At 68.8% G+C, this 16,844-nt stretch carries 18 protein-coding genes and 1 tRNA gene; 9 read left to right on the top strand and 10 right to left on the bottom strand.

Annotated features, from left to right (window positions below):
* Positions 1-155 precede the first annotated feature (155 nt).
* A complete protein-coding gene (locus BM199_RS29200; protein ID WP_091678359.1) occupies positions 156-1,433 on the top strand; it encodes an MFS transporter in 1,278 nt (425 codons plus the stop codon).
* 144 nt (positions 1,434-1,577) lie between these two features.
* Here the strand turns inward: BM199_RS29200 and BM199_RS29205 are convergent, their stop codons facing one another.
* From BM199_RS29205 to sp36, 8 genes are all read right to left on the bottom strand, one after another.
* Positions 1,578-2,819, bottom strand: coding sequence for an SGNH/GDSL hydrolase family protein (locus tag BM199_RS29205; protein WP_091678362.1), 1,242 nt, complete (start codon positions 2,817-2,819; stop codon positions 1,578-1,580).
* 40 nt (positions 2,820-2,859) lie between these two features.
* Positions 2,860-3,135: a glutaredoxin domain-containing protein gene (locus BM199_RS29210; protein ID WP_091678365.1), complete on the bottom strand. Its 276-nt coding sequence runs from the start codon at positions 3,133-3,135 to the stop codon at positions 2,860-2,862.
* Positions 3,132-3,917, bottom strand: coding sequence for an MBL fold metallo-hydrolase (locus BM199_RS29215; protein WP_245788876.1), 786 nt, complete (start codon positions 3,915-3,917; stop codon positions 3,132-3,134). The genes BM199_RS29210 and BM199_RS29215 overlap by 4 nt, the downstream gene beginning before the upstream one ends.
* Positions 3,914-4,687 (bottom strand): NUDIX hydrolase, encoded by a 774-nt coding sequence (locus BM199_RS29220; protein ID WP_177242849.1) that lies wholly within the window; start codon positions 4,685-4,687, stop codon positions 3,914-3,916. Before BM199_RS29220 ends, BM199_RS29215 begins: the two co-directional genes overlap by 4 nt.
* Positions 4,688-4,865: 178 nt before the next feature.
* Positions 4,866-6,014: a hypothetical protein gene (locus tag BM199_RS29225; RefSeq protein WP_091678367.1), complete on the bottom strand. Its 1,149-nt coding sequence runs from the start codon at positions 6,012-6,014 to the stop codon at positions 4,866-4,868.
* Positions 6,015-6,049: 35 nt separating this feature from the next.
* Positions 6,050-6,679: a hypothetical protein gene (locus BM199_RS29230; protein WP_091678370.1), complete on the bottom strand. Its 630-nt coding sequence runs from the start codon at positions 6,677-6,679 to the stop codon at positions 6,050-6,052.
* Positions 6,680-6,812: 133 nt separating this feature from the next.
* Positions 6,813-7,268 carry a RidA family protein gene (locus tag BM199_RS29235; protein WP_091678372.1) on the bottom strand — a complete coding sequence of 152 codons (456 nt, stop codon included), beginning with the start codon at positions 7,266-7,268 and terminating at the stop codon, positions 6,813-6,815.
* 2 nt (positions 7,269-7,270) lie between these two features.
* Positions 7,271-7,432, bottom strand: a complete 162-nt coding sequence (sp36, locus tag BM199_RS29240) for a Sp36 family protein (RefSeq protein ID WP_003068074.1) — start codon at positions 7,430-7,432, stop codon at positions 7,271-7,273.
* Between the two features lie 162 nt (positions 7,433-7,594).
* On the opposite strand from sp36, the gene BM199_RS29245 reads away from it, so the two are divergent.
* The 5 genes from BM199_RS29245 (at position 7,595) to bagB (ending at position 11,999) form a co-directional block, all read left to right on the top strand.
* The gene (locus tag BM199_RS29245) at positions 7,595-8,503 is read left to right on the top strand and encodes an esterase/lipase family protein (protein ID WP_091678375.1); all 909 of its coding nucleotides are present in this window, start codon (positions 7,595-7,597) and stop codon (positions 8,501-8,503) included.
* A gap of 65 nt (positions 8,504-8,568) precedes the next feature.
* On the top strand, positions 8,569-9,525 hold the full coding sequence (locus BM199_RS29250) for an esterase/lipase family protein (RefSeq protein WP_091678377.1): 957 nt from the start codon (positions 8,569-8,571) through the stop codon (positions 9,523-9,525).
* Between the two features lie 11 nt (positions 9,526-9,536).
* Complete coding sequence (locus BM199_RS29255) at positions 9,537-9,785, top strand: hypothetical protein (RefSeq protein ID WP_091678380.1); 249 nt, start codon at positions 9,537-9,539, stop codon at positions 9,783-9,785.
* A gap of 67 nt (positions 9,786-9,852) precedes the next feature.
* Positions 9,853-10,860, top strand: coding sequence for an ATPase BagA (gene bagA / locus BM199_RS29260; protein ID WP_091678381.1), 1,008 nt, complete (start codon positions 9,853-9,855; stop codon positions 10,858-10,860).
* Positions 10,857-11,999, top strand: coding sequence for an ATPase BagB (gene bagB, locus BM199_RS29265; protein WP_245788878.1), 1,143 nt, complete (start codon positions 10,857-10,859; stop codon positions 11,997-11,999). Before bagA ends, bagB begins: the two co-directional genes overlap by 4 nt.
* Positions 12,000-12,051: 52 nt before the next feature.
* Here the strand turns inward: bagB and BM199_RS29270 are convergent, their stop codons facing one another.
* A complete protein-coding gene (locus BM199_RS29270; RefSeq protein WP_091678384.1) occupies positions 12,052-12,360 on the bottom strand; it encodes a WhiB family transcriptional regulator in 309 nt (102 codons plus the stop codon).
* Positions 12,361-12,719: 359 nt separating this feature from the next.
* On the opposite strand from BM199_RS29270, the gene BM199_RS29275 reads away from it, so the two are divergent.
* The 3 genes from BM199_RS29275 (at position 12,720) to BM199_RS29285 (ending at position 16,060) form a co-directional block, all read left to right on the top strand.
* A complete protein-coding gene (locus BM199_RS29275; RefSeq protein ID WP_177242847.1) occupies positions 12,720-14,882 on the top strand; it encodes a transglycosylase domain-containing protein in 2,163 nt (720 codons plus the stop codon).
* Positions 14,883-15,005: 123 nt separating this feature from the next.
* Positions 15,006-15,947: a metallophosphoesterase gene (locus BM199_RS29280; protein ID WP_091678482.1), complete on the top strand. Its 942-nt coding sequence runs from the start codon at positions 15,006-15,008 to the stop codon at positions 15,945-15,947.
* Positions 15,948-15,986: 39 nt separating this feature from the next.
* Positions 15,987-16,060, top strand: a tRNA-Pro gene (locus BM199_RS29285).
* Positions 16,061-16,275: 215 nt separating this feature from the next.
* Here BM199_RS29285 and BM199_RS29290 read toward each other — a convergent pair.
* Positions 16,276-16,779: a hypothetical protein gene (locus BM199_RS29290; RefSeq protein WP_143101945.1), complete on the bottom strand. Its 504-nt coding sequence runs from the start codon at positions 16,777-16,779 to the stop codon at positions 16,276-16,278.
* Between the last annotated feature and the right edge of the window lie 65 nt (positions 16,780-16,844).

Here is a 16,844-nt window from a genome sequence, read left to right on the forward strand (position 1 = left end):
TTTTCAGTCGGCTCGTTGCGCAACTTCGGCGCAAAATCCGACTCTGTTACTCAACTGAGACCAAATTCGGCACGAGAGCGCGTCAGAGTGCACGTGACCGAGCCGACCACAAAACTACTGGTACCGACGTACCAGATCTGTGCATACTGGTACGCGTGTCCCAATCCGCGTCTCCCGGCGGCTCCACCCTGGCCGACTACCGTCGGGCGCTGAGCGCCCCCGGCGCTCGCGGCCCCGCGATCGCCTCCCTGCTCGCCCGCCTGCCGATCGCGATGATCGGGATCTCCGCGCTGCTTTTCGTGCAGCGCGAGACCGGCTCGTTCGCGATCGCGGGCATCGTGTCGGCGAGCGCGCTCGTCGGGGTGTCGATCGGCTCGGTCGCTCAGGGCCGGCTGATCGACCGGTTCGGCCCGACCCGGCCACTGCTGATCGTCACGTCGATGTTCGTGACCACGATGACCGCACTGGTGACGGCGATCGAGACGCACGCCCCCACCGCGGTACTCATCGCACTCTCGGTGGCCATCGGCCTGAGCGAGCCCATGGTCGGCTCCGCCTCGAGGGCGCTCTGGGGACGACTGCTGCCCGCCGGGCCCATCCGCAACGCGGCCTTCTCCTACGAGGCGATCAGCATGGAGGTCTTCTTCATTCTCGGTCCCGGAGTGGCCGGCCTGCTGATCGCCGCACCGTGGGCCGGTACCGGCATGGTGGTCGGGGCCGCCTGCATGGTCACCGGTTCGATCACCTTCGCGCTGAGCCCGACAGTCCGCGCCTGGGGTCCGTCCAGGGTCAACGAGGGCAGCAGGCTCCTCGGCGCGCTGGCCAGCCCGGGGATGCGCACGCTGGCGATCGCGGCACTGGGGTTCGGCATGGTCATCGGCTTCATCGAGGTCGCGGTGCCCGCCGCCGCGACCGAGGCCGGCAAGCCCGCGGTCGGCGGGCTGCTGCTCTCGGCCTGGTCAGTGAGTTCGGTGGCCTTCGGTGTCGCCTACAGCATGCGTCCCTGGCCTCGCCCCATGGCGCTGCGACTTCCGGTGCTACTGGCGGTGTTCGGCACGCTCGTGGCGTTGCTCGCACTGCCGACGGCTCTCGCGCCCGCTTCGCTGTGGTGGCTCGCGCTCGCCATGCTCGGCGCCGGAGCCCTGATCACCCCGCAGTCGACCACGCACTCCGCCGCCATCGAGATCGTCGCCCCGAAGGGCACGGCGGCCGAGGCCTTCGGATGGCTGCTCACCGCCATCACCCTCGGCCTGGCCGCCGGTCAGTCCGTCAGCGGTTACCTCGTCGAGCACAGCGGCCCGCCCGCCTCGTTCCTCGCGGCAGCAGGCGCGGCGATCGCGCTGGCCGGAGTCGTGTACCTACGGCGGCACACCATCAGGTCCGCAGCACCCGATCCCGCCGAACCTGCCGCCGTGCCCGCACCTGTCGGCTGAACGCGCACGAAGGCGTGGCGCCTGGTCCTCGCGGCCGCCGCGGAAAGGTGCCAGCGCGGCATTGCCGCCCTTGGTCTCGGCCGCCTCGGCATGGTGGAGCGTTGATGGAACGCCCTGTGTCGGATCCGGTGTCCGGCAGGCTGATCACACCGGCGTCCACCGACTGCCACACTCCAATGCACGCCGACAACGGTGATGTACGAGCACTATTCGTCGGTCGGCCAGGGCCCGGCCAAGGTCCACCACCTCGTCGTACTCGCCGCTGCTGCGGATCCAGTCGTTCACCTCGTCCCGGACGGCCTCGGCCTTGTCCTCCGGATCGTCGTAGAAGGACCCCTTCATCGGCAGCAGGGTGGCGCCGACCGTTTTGATCCCGGCGGCCCGCGCCGCCTCGATCAACGCCCGGTGGCCTTCGATCAGGTCCGCCGCGGTGACCTCGGGGCTGGGCGGAGCACAGTCCCCGAAGCCCGGCCCGCCCATGCCGATGTCGTTGATCCCCTCGAGCACGATCACGGTGCGCACGCCAGGCTGTTCGAGCACATCCCGCTCGAACCGGTCGAGCGCGGCCTCACCGAAGCACGGCGAGTCCCGGAGGACCCGGTTCCCGCTGATCCCCGCGTTGAGCACGCCGAGCGGCTTGCGGGCGGCGACCAGGCGTTCAGCCAGTTCGTCCGGGTAGCGGTTGTTGGTGTCGACCGTCGAGGCGACGCCGTCGGTGATGGAGTCGCCAAGGGTCACGACGGTGCCCCTCGCTCCGAACACCTGGCCCGCGACGTCGACACCCGCGAGGTGGTACCAGGACTTGGTGGACTCCGTGAAAGCCGCGGCTCCCCGGTCGAAGCGGTGGTCACCGGCGGCGCGGTAGGTGGTGGCGACCGCCTGCTCGTGGAAGGTGGACGGACCCGTGGGTTCCGCGAAGTACAACGTCACCGACAGCGTCTCCAGCGGCGCGGTCGGCAGCAGCACCGGGTCGCTGGCGAGCTGCTCGCCTGCCGGAATCGTCGCCGAGAGCGAGTGCTCGAACGTCAGGGGCCGAACGCTTCCCGGCCGTACGGACGCACCCGCCCCGGCCTTCCCGATGCTGGCGCCCGTGAGCCGCAGCGGAGCCGATCCGTACTCGTTGGACAGCCGGACGCGCAACCGAAGCCCGCCGGCGCTGACCCGGATCACCTGCCGCACCGACTGGTCGGTGAAGCCTTCCCTCGACCAGTTCGGGCCGGAGAAACCGTCCGGCCCCGGTGCCTGCACCGAAGTACCCCAGGTGCCCACCCAGTGATTCGACCCGGCGGTGGCCGGGGGCGCCGCGAGAGTCACGGCGGTGACTACGGCGACGAGCGCGACGAACAGACGCCGCGGCAAAGACGAACGTCGTGAACGTGTGGTCATGCTCAGGACGCTAGCGGGAGGCAGGGACAATTCCCGGCCGTTACCGCCCGGGGGCCTCCAGAAGTTCCGGCGCCTGTTCGCGGACCGCCTCGGTGATCTCGGCGAAACTCGGGTTCACCATCGCCCGCTCGCCGACGATCACGGTCGGCACGGTCTCGTTGCCGCCGGCCACCTCACGAACGCGCTCAGCCGCCCCCGGCTCCTCCCAGATGTTGATCTCCCGCACCGGCAGCCCGCTGGCCCGCAGGGGCCTCACCAGCGCCGCGCAGAAGCCGCAGCCGGGACGCCAGTAGAACTCGATCTCCCGCACGCTCACAGCTCTCCCTCCGATCGCAGGTACTGCAGCTGCGCCAGGACACTGGCCTCCGCAGGCGCCCAGAGTGCCCGGTCGACGTCGGCGTAAACGAGCTCGACGATCTGCCGTGGTGATGCGGTCGGACCCAACGCGCGCAGGGCGGCTCGCACCTGGTCGAGGCGCTGCTCCCGGTGCTCCGCGTACTCCCGGGCCGTTCGGGCGAGGTCGGCCAGCTCGGGTCCGTGCCCCGGCAGGCCGAGCGTGCCCTCGGGCAGGGTCACCAGTGTGCGCAAGGAGCGCAGGTAGTCACCGAGGTCGGTGAGCACGGTGGTCCCGCGGCCGAGCACGGTGTCCCCGGTGAGCACATGGGTGCGGCCCTCGTGTTCCAGGCGCAGCGACACGGAGTCCGCGGTGTGCCCCGGGGTGTGCAGCACCTGCACGTCCAGACCGGCCGCCGACACCACTTCGCCGGGCTGCAGCGGCCCGGCACCGCGGCACAGGGCGGGGTCCAGCGCCCGAACCGGGGCGCCCACCCGTTCGGCGAAGGACGGGGCACCCTCCGCGTGATCGGGATGATGGTGGGTGAGCAGTACCAGCTCGACGTCCCCGAAGCCCGCAAGCCGGTCGAGGTGCGCGGGGTCCTCGTGCCCCGGATCGACGACGATGCTGCTCGCCGCCCCCGGAGCTCGCAACACCCAGCTGTTGGTGCCCTCCAGCGTCATCGTCGAGGCGTTCTCCTCGAGCAGCACCGAGGCAACCGGAGAGACACCACGCAGCTGCGCGTAGGCCGGATGACCGCTCACATTTCCTCCAGTACGACTCGAACCTGGTCCCCCTCGCGTACCAGCGAAGGCATGATCTTCCGCACCGTCCGCTCGGTTGCCAGCGCCTCGGCCGCGGCGGCGAACTCCGCCATCTCGGTGAGCGTGATCCAGGTGGGCGGCATCAGCCTGCTGCGGCCGGCCTCCGCGTCGGCGAGGGCGTCCTCCGGCCGCTGCCACCCCGAGCTCTCGGCCTCGGTCGTGGCGCCGTCGGCGGTCTGCCCCTCGGGCAGCGTCGCGACGAAGAATCGGGCGTCGTAGCGACGCGGTTCGGCTGCCGGCGTGACCCAGTTCGCCCAGGGCCGCAGCAGGTCGGCCCGCAGCGTCAGCCCTTCTCGGGCGAGGAACGCGGCCAGCGAAAGGTCCCGGGAGACCAGGGCCTTTCTGGCCTCGGCGTATTGGTCCGTGGCGGTCAGGACGCCGGAGTCGGTGCCGGCCAGCAGCACCCCGGACTCCTCGAAGGTCTCGCGCACCGCGGCGCAGACCAGCGCCCGCGCCAGTGGTTCCGGGCAGTCGAACCACCGGGCCCACCGCGCTGGCCCCGGACCTGCCCAGCGCACCGACGCATCGGCGTCCCGCTCGTCGACACCACCGCCGGGAAAGACGGTCATCCCGGCCGCGAACGCCATGGCCGTCACCCTGCGCTGCAGGAACACCTCGGGTCCGTCCGGAGTATCGCGCAGCAGGATGACGGTGGCGGCGTCCTTCGGGGTCACCGGATCGGCAGGCAACGTACCGGCGTCGCCCGCCAGCGACGCATCGAACTTGAGGTCATGCCGTAGTTCAGCCACGACCGCAAGATACGCCGGGCGGTCCGCTCTGGCGGGAGACCCTCGTCACCACCGGGCACTTTCCCGGGAAAGTGCAACGTCTCGCCGCGTCCGCCCAGGAGCGCCTCGCACTTTCCCGGGAAAGTGGCGTGCTGGTGTGTCAGCCGGTGAAGCCGTCGGCCCTGCCGCGGTCCGCCTCGCCGACGCCCCTGCTCGTGCCGTTGACCCTGCCGCCGCCCGCCTCGGCCTTCTCCCGCTCGGCCAGTTCGGCGTGCAGCTCCCGCAGCAACTGCCGGTCCCGCTCGCTCAGCTGCGGGTCGTCCAGATCGAGATCGGGAATCTCGACGACCTCACCAGGCCGGATCTTCGCGGAGGCGATCGCCTTTCCGGTCTCCGGATCCTCGGCCAGTGCCATCCGCAGCTGGGCCACTTCGGCAGAGCTCATGTCGGTGGTGGCCGCGACGCTCGGCTGATCCTCCTGGCGAGCTGGCGGGATCGATGCGGTCGCCGCGCTCGGCTGCGGCTCGGCGTTCTGCCCTGACTCCGCACGCTGCTCGGGCTGCTCCCGAATCGCGTGCTGCGGCTCGGACCGAGCCACCGGCGAAACATGCCGGTTCTTCTTCGGCCGTCCCTGCGTCTCCTCCGCCCGAGGACCGGCGGTCCCGCCGGAGTTCGCACCGGTCGTCCAGACCGGGTTCGCCACCGCGAGCGCGCTGTCGTGATAGGCGGAGCGCTCCGCCCACGGCCCGCTGACCTCGACCACCGAGTGCAGGCCCGCACGGCGCAGCGCCGCGTACACGCGGTAGGCGACGGCAGGCGGGTGAGCTTCCGGACCGATCTCGACAAGCACCACGCGCTGCGGCAACGGTCCTGGCACGCTTCCGGCCGGAGTGTTTCGCCAGACGGCGTGTACCGAGCGCAGGTCCGGCAGCACGTGGATCGTGCGGTCCAGGGCCTCGGCCATCCCGAGTTCCGGCTGGTTCTCGCCGGTGAAGCGGTGCGCGGCCCCCTGATCGGCGTCGCTCACGAACAGCTGGTCGGCGAGAGTGGCGTCCGACCGGCTCATCTCCAGCACCAGGGCGAGCTCGCGCTGCTCAATCCCGCGCACCGGGATCCGCCCAGCGATCAAGGTGCCCGCCGTCAACTCCGCAGCGTCGTCCATATGTGATCGGGCGACCAGCTCGCGCGCCTCCGACAGCGCACTGTCGTCCATCCTGCCCGCGAGCGCCAGCAACAGGTTGTGCAGCCGCAGCGGCACAGCGAGCCCGTCAGCGGCATTGCCGGCAGCGGCGTCGTAGTTCTCCGCCATGGCCTACTCCCTCCAGCTCGCCGGAGGGGCGAGCGTTACGCCGAGACGAGACGGTGCCCGGTGTCCACGGCGCCCACGCACACCAACCGGGAGTTCGCCAGCGCGGCCCGGTGGTACTCCGGCAACTCGAAGCGCGGCGGCAGTACCTCCACGCTCGGCTCCTCGTCACCAAGCACCCGCAACACACGCTGCAGTTCCCCGGTCAGCCGAGTGGTACCGGACAACGCGGTGACCAGCAGTACGCGCTTGGCCTCGTGCTCGTCCGTGACACCCCCGTGCCGCCAGCTCTCCCGAACCTCACCCACGTCCGGCCTTCCCCGCAACGTTGCGTGGACAAGCACAGACACCGAGTCGACAGAGTTCACCCAATCGGGTGCACTCGAGTGGAATGTGTACCGCGTATCGGTGACGTCGTCCACCCCAAGGGCTGAACTTACCTGGTGCCAATCGGCACCGTGGGGAATCAGACCGGCGACGAGCAGGCGGTACTCCGATTGCTCCAGGTCAATCCTGTGCTTTAGCAAAGCCTTGGGCAGGGTGCGCGCGAGGGTGCCCATCGCCCCCTCGCCGAGCCAGTCGCGGAACCGCCACAGCGTCTGGTCCGGCAACCGGCCCGCGAGCCGCAGGAGCAGTTCGTGACATGAGTCCTCAATGTCCGGATCCATCACGCCACCCTTTCTTTTGAGGACGCGCTCCACAGTTTGCCGTAGCCGGGACGCAGGCGCCCCGCCTCCGGCTCCGGAAATTCCGGGCCTCCGGCCCAAGCGCGACGCGACACGCTCGACAACCCGCCGTGCATCACGCCACCTCCACCACGAGGTCTAGTTCCACGGGCGCGCCGAGCGGCAGCTCCGCGACGCCGACGGCCGCACGCACGTGCACACCCGCGTCACCGAAAACCTCACCGAGCAGTTCGGAGGCGCCGTTGATCACCGCGGGCTGACCGGTGAAGCCCTCCGCCGAGGCGACGTAACCGGTCACCTTCACCACGCGCACGATCGAGTCGAGACCGGCGACGGAGTCCACGGCGGCGAGCGCGTTCAGCGCACAGGTGCGCGCATGCCCCTTCGCGGCCTCCGGACTGACTTCCCCGCCGACCTTGCCGGTCTCCGGCAACGATCCTTCGACAAATGGCAGCTGTCCCGAGGTCAGCACCTGCGAGCCGCTGCGGACCGCGGGCACGTACGCCGCCACCGGGGCGGCCACGCCGGGCAGTTCAATACCTAGTTCGCCGAGCCTTGCGGTCCAGCTCATGATCAACCTTTCGGGCGCTTGAGATAGGCGACGTGTTGCTCCCCACTCGGGTTCGGCAACACCGTAACCAGTTCCCAGCCGTCCTCGCCCCACTGATCGAGGATCTGCTTGGTCGCGTGAATCAACAGCGGAACCGTGGCGTACTCCCACTTGGTGGCACTCATGCCGCGAGCGTAGCCGGTACGTCCGCAGCCCATTACCACCGCGCGACACTGTCACCCGCTGTGGTTCTCGGTCACGGATAGTCCACCCTGTCGTGTCCTGGCCCCACGTGCCCTGTTGCCGGAATCTCGTACATGGGGACCCGTCCGCGACAGGGGGATCACATGCGACGTTCAAGACCTGCGCTCATCAGCCTCGTTCTGGCATCGGTACTCGCCACTGTGGTCCCGGCCGCGGCCTCCGCCGAACCAGGCAACGGCTTCGGCGGCTCCGGCGGCTCCGGTGGCTTCAACGACTGGAACTGCCGCCCGGATCCCGCACACCCCACACCCGTGGTGCTGGTGCACGGCACCGGCGACAACATGAACACCACCTGGCGCGCGCTCGCGCCGAGGCTGGTCGACGAGGGGTACTGCGCCTTCGCGTTGACCTACGGCGTGATCCCGGACGCACCCGTCGTCGAGGACGTGGTCGGCGGACTGATGCCGCTCGAGTACAGCGCCCGGGAACTGGGCGAGTTCGTGGACCGGGTGCTGCACGAAACCGGAGCCGAGAAGGTCGACATCGTCGGCTACTCGCAGGGCACGATGGTGCCGACCTACTTCGCCAAGATCCTCGGCGGCGGCCCGACGATCGACAAGTACGTCAGCCTTGCCCCCGGCTGGAACGGCACCAACCTGGCCGGACTCGGCAGCCTGCACGCACTGCTGCGAACGGTCGGCCTCGGCGGCCTGATCGGCCTGCTGACCGACTGCAGGGCCTGCATCGAACTGCTCGCGGGCTCGGAGACATTGCGCACGCTCAACGAGGGCGGCATCTTCCTGCCGGAGATCACCTACACCAACATCATCACCAAGTACGACGAGATCGTGGTGCCCCACACGAGCGGGATCGGCCACGGGCCGAACGTCACGAACATCATCCTGCAGGACACCTGCCCCAGCGACCGGGTGAACCACGTGGGCCTCGTCGTGGATCCCAACGCGCTGGGGCACGTACTCAACGCGCTCGACCCGGAAAACGCGGCACCCGTGCCCTGCGTACCGATGCGGCCGATCCGCCCCACCAACTAGCTCTGGTTCGAAACACCCCAACTGTGGTTCACTTCATACCTACTCACGAGTAGGGAAGGAATCACATGCGGACAACGAGGTCCCTGGTGGCTGCCGCGCTCGGCGCCGTCCTGACGCTGCTGATCATCCCCGGCACCGCCTCGGCAACGGAAACGTACCCGGTGCCGTGGACGCTTGGCGCCGCGCTCCCCGCCCAGCTGGCGGCGCCCGGCGGCGCACCGCCCGGTGCCAACGACTGGTCCTGCACGCCCACCGAAGAGCATCCGAACCCGGTCGTGCTCACCCACGGCCTCGGCGCGAACCAGACCGTCAACTGGCAGACGTTCGCCCCCCTGCTCGCCAACGAGGGCTACTGCGTCTTCTCCCTCACCTACGGCACAAAGGACTCCGTCGGGACTCCCGGGGTGTACCAGCCCGGCGGCCTTGTGCCGATGGAGGAGAGCGCGGCCGAACTCTCGGCGTTCGTCGACCAGGTGCTCGACGCCACCGGAGCGTCGCGAGTGGACCTTCTCGGACACTCCGAGGGCACGCTGATGCCCAGCTACTACGTGCGGTTCCTCGGCGGCGAGTCCAAGGTGGACAAGTACGTGAGCCTCACTCCGCTGTGGGAGGGCACAACGTTGCTCGGCCTTTCCACGCTCTACCAGCACGGCAGCCTGATCGGCCTCGACCCGGTCGTAGACGGCGCGCTGAACCCCGTCTGCGGTTCTTGTTCGCAGTTCCTGCAGGGTTCGGACTACCTGAAGAACCTGCACAGCGTGGGCATCTTCGCGCCGGACGTCACCTACACCAACATCGTCACCAAATACGACGAGCTCGTCGTTCCCTACACCAGCGGTGTGGCCGAGGGGACAAACGTGACGAACATCGTGCTGCAGGACGAATGCGGGCTTGACTTCGCCGAGCACGCGGCGGTCGCAGCGGATCCGGTGGCCGCGGGCCACGTCCTGAACGCGCTGGACCCCGCGAACGCGAAACCGGTGCGGTGCGTTCTGGTCACCCCGCTGGGCGCCGCGAACTAATGTGACGCCGTATGGAGACGTGGCGGGTCATCGCGACGGTGGTGCTGGCGCTCGCCGGCGTGCCCGGTGTGCTGGTGGTGATGGCGAAGGTTCGCGACGTCACCGGCTCGTCGGGGTCGGTCGCGGTGTCCGGCGCGGTCTCCGCAACCGCGCTGGCGCTGCTCGGTCTGCTCGTGCTCACCGTGCTGCCGACCGCGTTGGCCTGGGGAGCTGTCGGACTGGTCGGTGTTGCGGTCACGGTTCTCGTGTTGGCCAGCTGACCGAGCCCGGCGAACTGTGTCCGCCTGCTCGACAGCTGCCCCGGCAGCCGTGACTTAGGCTGCCAAGGTGACCACTGCGCATGCTGGCTGGCCCGAAGAGCTCACCCGCACCCGGCTTCATTTCGTCACCGGCAAGGGAGGGACGGGCAAGACCACCCTCGCCGCCGCGCTCGGGCTCGCGCTGGCCCGTGAAGGCAAGCGCGTCCTGCTGATCGAGGTCGAGGGACGGCAGGGCTTCGCCCAGCTCTTCGACACCGAACCACTGCCCTATGCCGAACAGCGCATCGCGGCGGCCCCGGGAGGGGGCGAGTTGCGCGCCCTGCACATCGACGTCGAAGCCGCGCTGCTCGAGTACTTCGAGATGTTCTACAACCTCGGCTTCGCAGGACGCACGCTGCGCCGGATGGGCGCGATCGAGTTCGCCACGACACTCGCGCCGGGCCTGCGCGACGTGCTGCTCACCGGGAAAATCAAGGAGTGCGTCCGGCGCACCGACTCCGACGGCAGGTACGTCTACGACGCCGTGGTGGTCGACGCACCCCCGACCGGTCGCGTGGTGAAGTTCCTTGACGTGACCAAGGCGCTGACCGATCTGGCCAAGACCGGGCCCATCCGTGGCCAGGCCGAGGGCGTGGTCCGGCTGCTGCACTCCGGCGAGACCGCGGTGCACCTGGTGACCCTGCTCGAGGAGATGCCGGTACGCGAGACCCTCGAAGCCGTCGCCGACCTCGACGGCGCGGATCTGCGCCCCGGCGCGGTGCTGGTCAACCGGGTCCGCCCACCCCGGCTGCCCGCCCGCTCGGTCACGGCAGCGGCCGACGGCAGGGTGGACGCCTCCCGGGTGCGGGCGGGACTCAAGGCCGCCGGGCTGGAACTGTCGAACGACGACCTGGAAGGGCTGGTCGAGGAGACGGTCGAGCACGCGATCCGGGTCGCGGCCGAACAGCGCGCGCGGGAACAGCTCGACGAGGCCGACCTGCCGACGCTGGAACTGCCCGACCTCAATGCAGGAGTGGACGTGGCCGCGCTGTACGAACTGGCCGATGCACTGACCGAACAGGGGGTGCGGACGTGACCGGCGGGAAAGACGGCGCCGTGCTCGACACCGATCTTCTGATCGACGACCCGGAGACCCGGGTGATCGTCTGCTGTGGATCGGGCGGGGTAGGCAAGACCACCACCGCCGCGGCGCTGGCCCTGCGGGCCGCGGAACGCGGCAGGCAGACGGTCGTGCTGACGATCGACCCGGCCCGCCGCCTCGCACAGGCGCTCGGCCTGCGCGAGCTGGGCAATTATCCGAAACAGGTGCAGGTCGAAGGATTCGAGCCCAAGGGTGAACTCTGGGCGATGATGCTCGACATGCGTCGCACCTTCGACGATATGGTGCGAGCGCACGCTGGCCCCGAGCGGGCCGAGCAACTTCTCGCCAACCCCTTCTACCAAACCATCTCCACGTCGTTCTCCGGAACTCAGGAGTACATGGCGATGGAGAAACTCGGGCAGCTGGCCGCGACGGGTGACTGGGACCTGATCATCGTGGACACGCCGCCCAGCCGGTCCGCTTTGGACTTCCTCGACGCACCGACCAGGTTGTCGAGCGCGCTCGACGGCCGGATGATCCGTCTGCTGACCGCCCCCGCGAAGGCGGGCGGCTGGGGTCTGCGCAAGGTGGTCAGCGCGGGATTCTCGATGTTCGCCAAGGCCGTGTCCACCATCCTCGGCGGCCAGCTGCTCGCCGACGCATCGGCGTTCATGCAGGCCTTCGACACCATGTTCGGCGGTTTCCGCGAACGGGCTCGCAAGACCGCCGAACTGCTGCGCTCGGCAGGCACGGCGTTCCTGGTGGTGGCCGCCCCCGAGCCGGACGCGTTGCGCGAGGCGAGTTACTTCGTCGAGCGACTCTCCGACGAGTCGATGCCACTGAGCGGGCTCGTCGCCAACCGGACCCACCCGGTGCTGGCGCGGCTCCCCGCGACCGATGCGCTCGCTGCGGCGGACGCGCTCGAGCGAGGCGAGCAGAGCGCGCCGCTGGCCACCGCTGTGCTGCGCCTGCACGCGGACCGGGTGGCGCTGGCCGAACGGGAGAAGCGGCTGCTCGCCCGGTTCACCAAGGCACACCCGGAGGTTTCCGTGGTGCGGGTTCCTGCCCTGCCGAGCGATGTGCACGACCTCGGTGGCCTGCGCGAGATCGGCGAGCGGCTTTCGGGTTCGTGAAGGATGCGGCCCTGGCCGGCCGCATCCCTTACGACAGTGCCGACAAGCCCGATCAGGACACCCGCGCGGCGGGTTCCTCCTCGGGTGCGAACTTCCGCTTCGCCGACTCCAGCAGGTCGCCCCAGTTGCCGACCTCGGGGCGCCTGCGAAGCAGTGCACGCCTTTCACGCTCGGTCATGCCACCCCAGACACCGAAGTCGATCCGGTTGTCCAGCGCCTCGGCAAGGCACTCCGTTCGCACCGGGCACCCCATGCAGACCAGTTTCGCCCTGTTCTGCTCGGCACCCCGAACGAAGAGCCCGTCCGGATCGGTGTCCCGGCAGGACGCGCTGATCCGCCAGTCCGACTGGTTGGTCTCCATACCCCCAGCTCCCTAACCTGTAGTGGCCCACAGATAGGAGTCGAGATTTGTCACGCCTCGGCCCCCACGAGCAGGTCCCTTGTTTCCGCCCTCTCACCGGCGCCTCCCCAGGCACCGGTGCCTTCAGCTGCATCAGGACGGCCGGAACCGCACTGATCCATCCTTCGGCTGTTTACGTGAGACGTTGACGGACTGTAAAGGGCTTCGGTTCCACTAGCCAAGAGTCCCGTTGCATTTGTTACGACTTGGCCAGATACATCTGTCCACCATTCGGAGTAATGCATATGGCGGTACCCAAGGGTGAACCGCTCGTTACGTGGTCACACACACGCAACAGGCAACCGCGTACCCTTGCCAACGTGCGCAAGAGCGATGGTCTGCTGAAACTCGTCGGCCTCTGTCTGCTCGCGGGGGTGCTGGTCGCGGGGCTGCTTTTCCCCGTCGTCGGCGCCGCTGGGGTGATCTCGAACCAGGCGAGCCAGACGGTGGACGAGATGTCCTCCGAACTGGCCGACGTGCCGCCCCCACTTGTCACGAGGGTGACCGACCGGGACGGCAACCAGATCGCGTCGCTCTACAAGCAGTACCGCATCCCGACGGCGAGCGACGAGATCTCCGACGCGATGAAGTGGGCGCTGGTCTCGATCGAGGACAAGCGCTTCTACGAGCACCACGGCGTCGACTGGAAGGGCACGCTGCGGGCGGCGATCAGCAACCAGACCGGTGGCGACACGCAGGGTGCCTCGACCATCACCCAGCAGTACGTGAAGAACTACCTGATCAACGTGGTCTACCGGGATTCCGAGGTCGGCCAGGAGAAGGCGCAGGAGCAGTCGATCGCCCGCAAGCTGAAGGAAGCGCGGATCGCGATCCAGCTCGAGACCAAGATGACCAAGGAGCAGGTGCTCACCGGCTACCTCAACGTGGTCGAGTTCTCCCGGCAGATCTTCGGCGTGGGAGCCGCGGCGCACGCCTACTTCGACACCACCGCGAAGGAACTCACGGTCGCGCAGGGCGCACTGCTGGCCGGCATGGTGAACAACCCCGGTCAGCTCGACCCGTGGAACCACCCGGAGGCCGCGAAGGAGCGGCGCAACCGCGTGATCGACAAGATGGTCGAGAACCGCAAGCTGGCGGCCGAGGACGGCGAGCGGATCAAGGACGAGCCGCTGGGCGTGGTCCCCGACGGCCCGAACAAGCCCGCGTCCACCTGCATCGGCGCCGGCCCGGAGAACGGGTTCTTCTGCCAGTACGTCCTCGACTACCTCAAGGGCAAGGGGCTGACCGAGGACCAGATCTTCACCGGTGGCTGGACGATCAAGACCAGCATGGACCAGAAGGCCAATCACGAGGCCAAGATGTCGGCGCAGACCCAGGTCAAGAAGGACCAGGAGAATGTGGCGAACACCCTGTCACTGGTGAAACCCGGCAAGAAGTCGCGCGAGGTCATCGCCCTTGTGGCGAACCGGGACTACGGCACGGATCCGGCGAAGGGCCAGACCGTGTACGGCCTGCCGTCGGGGATCTACAACATGACGGGCGCGGGATCGAGTTACAAGATGTTCACCGCGGCGGCCGCCATGAAAGAGGGCAAAGCGGGCATCCACGACATGGTCCCGGCACCAAGCCGCCACGTGTCGAACGTCTTCACAAGTGGCCAGAAACCGGGTTGCCCGCAGGTCGGCCAGGGCACCTGGGCCTACTGCGTGACCAACAACGAAGGCTCGGAGTTCGATTCGGAAATCACCCTGCAGACGGCACTGCAGCGCTCTCCCAACACCTCGTTCGTCATCCTCGAGGAGCGGGCCGGGATGGGGGCCGTGGTCGACATGGCGAGCAAGCTCGGGCTGCGGAACACCATGGCGAGCAACCTCGCGGGTGCCAAACCGAACCCGGACAGCGACAACTACGGATTGCAGGTGTCGCAGAAGCAGTTCTTCGGCCCCAAGGAGAACTCGCCCGGACAGGGCTCGTTCACCCTGGGGGTCAGCCCGGTGTCCGGTCTCGAACTGGCCAACGTGGCGGCGACGATCATGAGCGGCGGCGTCTGGTGCCCGCCGAATCCGATCCTGGAGATCACCGACCGCAGTGGCGAGCCGATCCCGATCAAGACCGAGCCCTGCGAGCAGGCCGTGGACGAGGGCCTGGCCAATACGCTCGCAGTGGGCATGAGCAAGGACCACGAGCCGGGTGGCACCGCGGCAAAGGCCGCCGCCGACGTCGGCTGGGACCGCCCGATGATCGGAAAGACCGGAACCACGCAGATCAACGGCTCGGCGGCCTTCATCGGCGCCACACCGCAGCTCGCCGGCGCGGCGATGGTGTTCCGGCCGGATTACCCGAACGGTGGCCTGCAGGACCGCGGAGTCGGCAACGTCGTCGCCGTTCCGCCGGACGAGGGAACCATGTTCGGTGGCCGGACCCCGGCCCGTACCTGGTACGGCGCGATGGACAAGATCCTCGACGGCGAACCCAAGCCCCCGCTGCCCGGTGCCGACCCGAAGTACGAGCGGATGAACTAGGGGCCCTGTCGGCCAACCCGACCAACGTCTGGTTGTTCGCCCGGCACAACACCGTCATCCGGCCGAGCACGTAAACTGGAACATGTGAGCACGCTGAGTAACACCCGCACGTCGCCGGTGACGCTGAAACGCCTCGCAGTGGGGACACTTGCCCTCGGCGCGGCGGCCTTCGGCTATGCCACCGCCATCGAACGGCGGCACTGGACCCTGCGCACCGTGGAGCTCCCGGTGCTCGCTGAGGGCGCACGACCGCTCAAGGTCCTGCACATCTCCGACCTGCACATGCTGCCGGGACACCACTCCAAGCAACGCTGGGTCGCCGCACTCGACCTGCTCGAACCCGACCTCGTGGTCAACACCGGGGACAACCTGGCGCACAAGCAAGCGGTACCTGCCGTCCTGCGGGCGCTCGGTCCCCTGCTGGACCGTCCCGGCGTGTTCGTCTTCGGCAGCAACGACTACTACGGACCGAAGCCGAAAAACCCGGCCAGATACCTGCTGCCGAAGGGGCGCAAGAAGCGCGTTCACGGCCTCCGCCTGCCCTGGCGGGACCTGCGTGCGGGCCTCGTCGAGCACGGCTGGCAGGACCTGACCCACGTACGCCGGACGCTGGACGTGGACGGCCAGCGGGTCTTCGCCGCCGGCCTGGACGATCCGCACCTGCACCGGGACCGCTACAGCGACATCGCCGGACAGGCCGACCGGAACGCCGCGCTGCGGCTCGGTGTGGTCCACTCCCCGGAGCCGCGGGTCCTCGACCCGTTCGCCGCCGACGGTTACGACCTCGTGCTCGCCGGGCACACCCATGGCGGACAGTTGCGGCTGCCCGGCTTCGGCGCGCTCGTGACGAACTGCGAACTGGACCGCTCGCGCGCCCGGGGCGCCTCCCGCTGGGGAGCGCACATGTGGCTGCACGTCTCCGCAGGCCTGGGCACCTCGCCCTACGCCCCCGCCCGGTTCGCCTGCCCACCGGAAGCCACACTGCTGACGCTCGTTCCGAAGCCGAGCGGCGGTCGTTCGGCGCGGAAGCAAACCCCGTTCGAGGCGCCCAGCGACGTCCGCTAGACTCTCTTTCGGCCCGAGTTGAGCAGTACAGCAGTACATCGGGGTGTGGCGCAGCTTGGTAGCGTGCCTCGTTCGGGTCGAGGAGGTCGTGGGTTCAAATCCCGCCACCCCGACGGAAAGATTGGGAGATCCCCATCCACGGAGAACGTGGATGGGGATCTTTCTTTTGTGACGTCGCGGGGGGCCGAGCCCCCCGGCCCCCCACGGTGCGAGCTCGCTCTGCGAGCGTCGCGCGCCGGTTGGCCGGGGACGGGCTGGGGTGCGGAAGGGCGCGTTGGGATGTCCCCAATGTGGCATTGGGGACATCCTCGCTGGGTGCGGAAGGCACCTAGCCGCAGGTGCCCATCCGGGTGGATTCCAGGGCGAAGTCGGCTACTTGGTTGTTGTCGTCGAAGGCGAAGCGGTAGCGCGCGTCCGTGCGGCCCTCCACTCGTGCGCGGTAGACCCAGGACATCGGTGGCACCGTCGCCAGCGCCGGATACGCGGCGCGCACCTCGGCCAGGCTGGAGCCGATGCTGATTCCTTCCGGGGTGTGCGACTTCACCGTCCCGCCGATCATCACCACCCCGCGCCCCGGATCGACGAACACCCCACTGCCCACGTTCGTCTGCCCCTCCGCGGCACGCAGATGGAACAGGTGGCATGGAGCGTCTGCCTGCTTGTCCACGAGCAGACCAGTGCGCTCAGCGGCCTGCTCGGGCTGGTGCAGTCGCAATGCCTTGTAGCCGTCCGGACCGAGCGTCCAGGAATCCTCCGCCTGCGCGGTCGCCACGGCCGAAGCGGCCACGATCAGCGCGACCGAACCGGCGACCAGAACCCTGCGTGTGCCCATCGTCATCAACTCCCCGACTCGAGGCACTGGCGACCCAGCGCCGTCACCAAAAAGACGTTGTCGAC

Source organism: Amycolatopsis marina, assembly GCF_900111885.1.
Taxonomy (GTDB): Bacteria; Actinomycetota; Actinomycetes; order Mycobacteriales; family Pseudonocardiaceae; genus Amycolatopsis; species Amycolatopsis marina.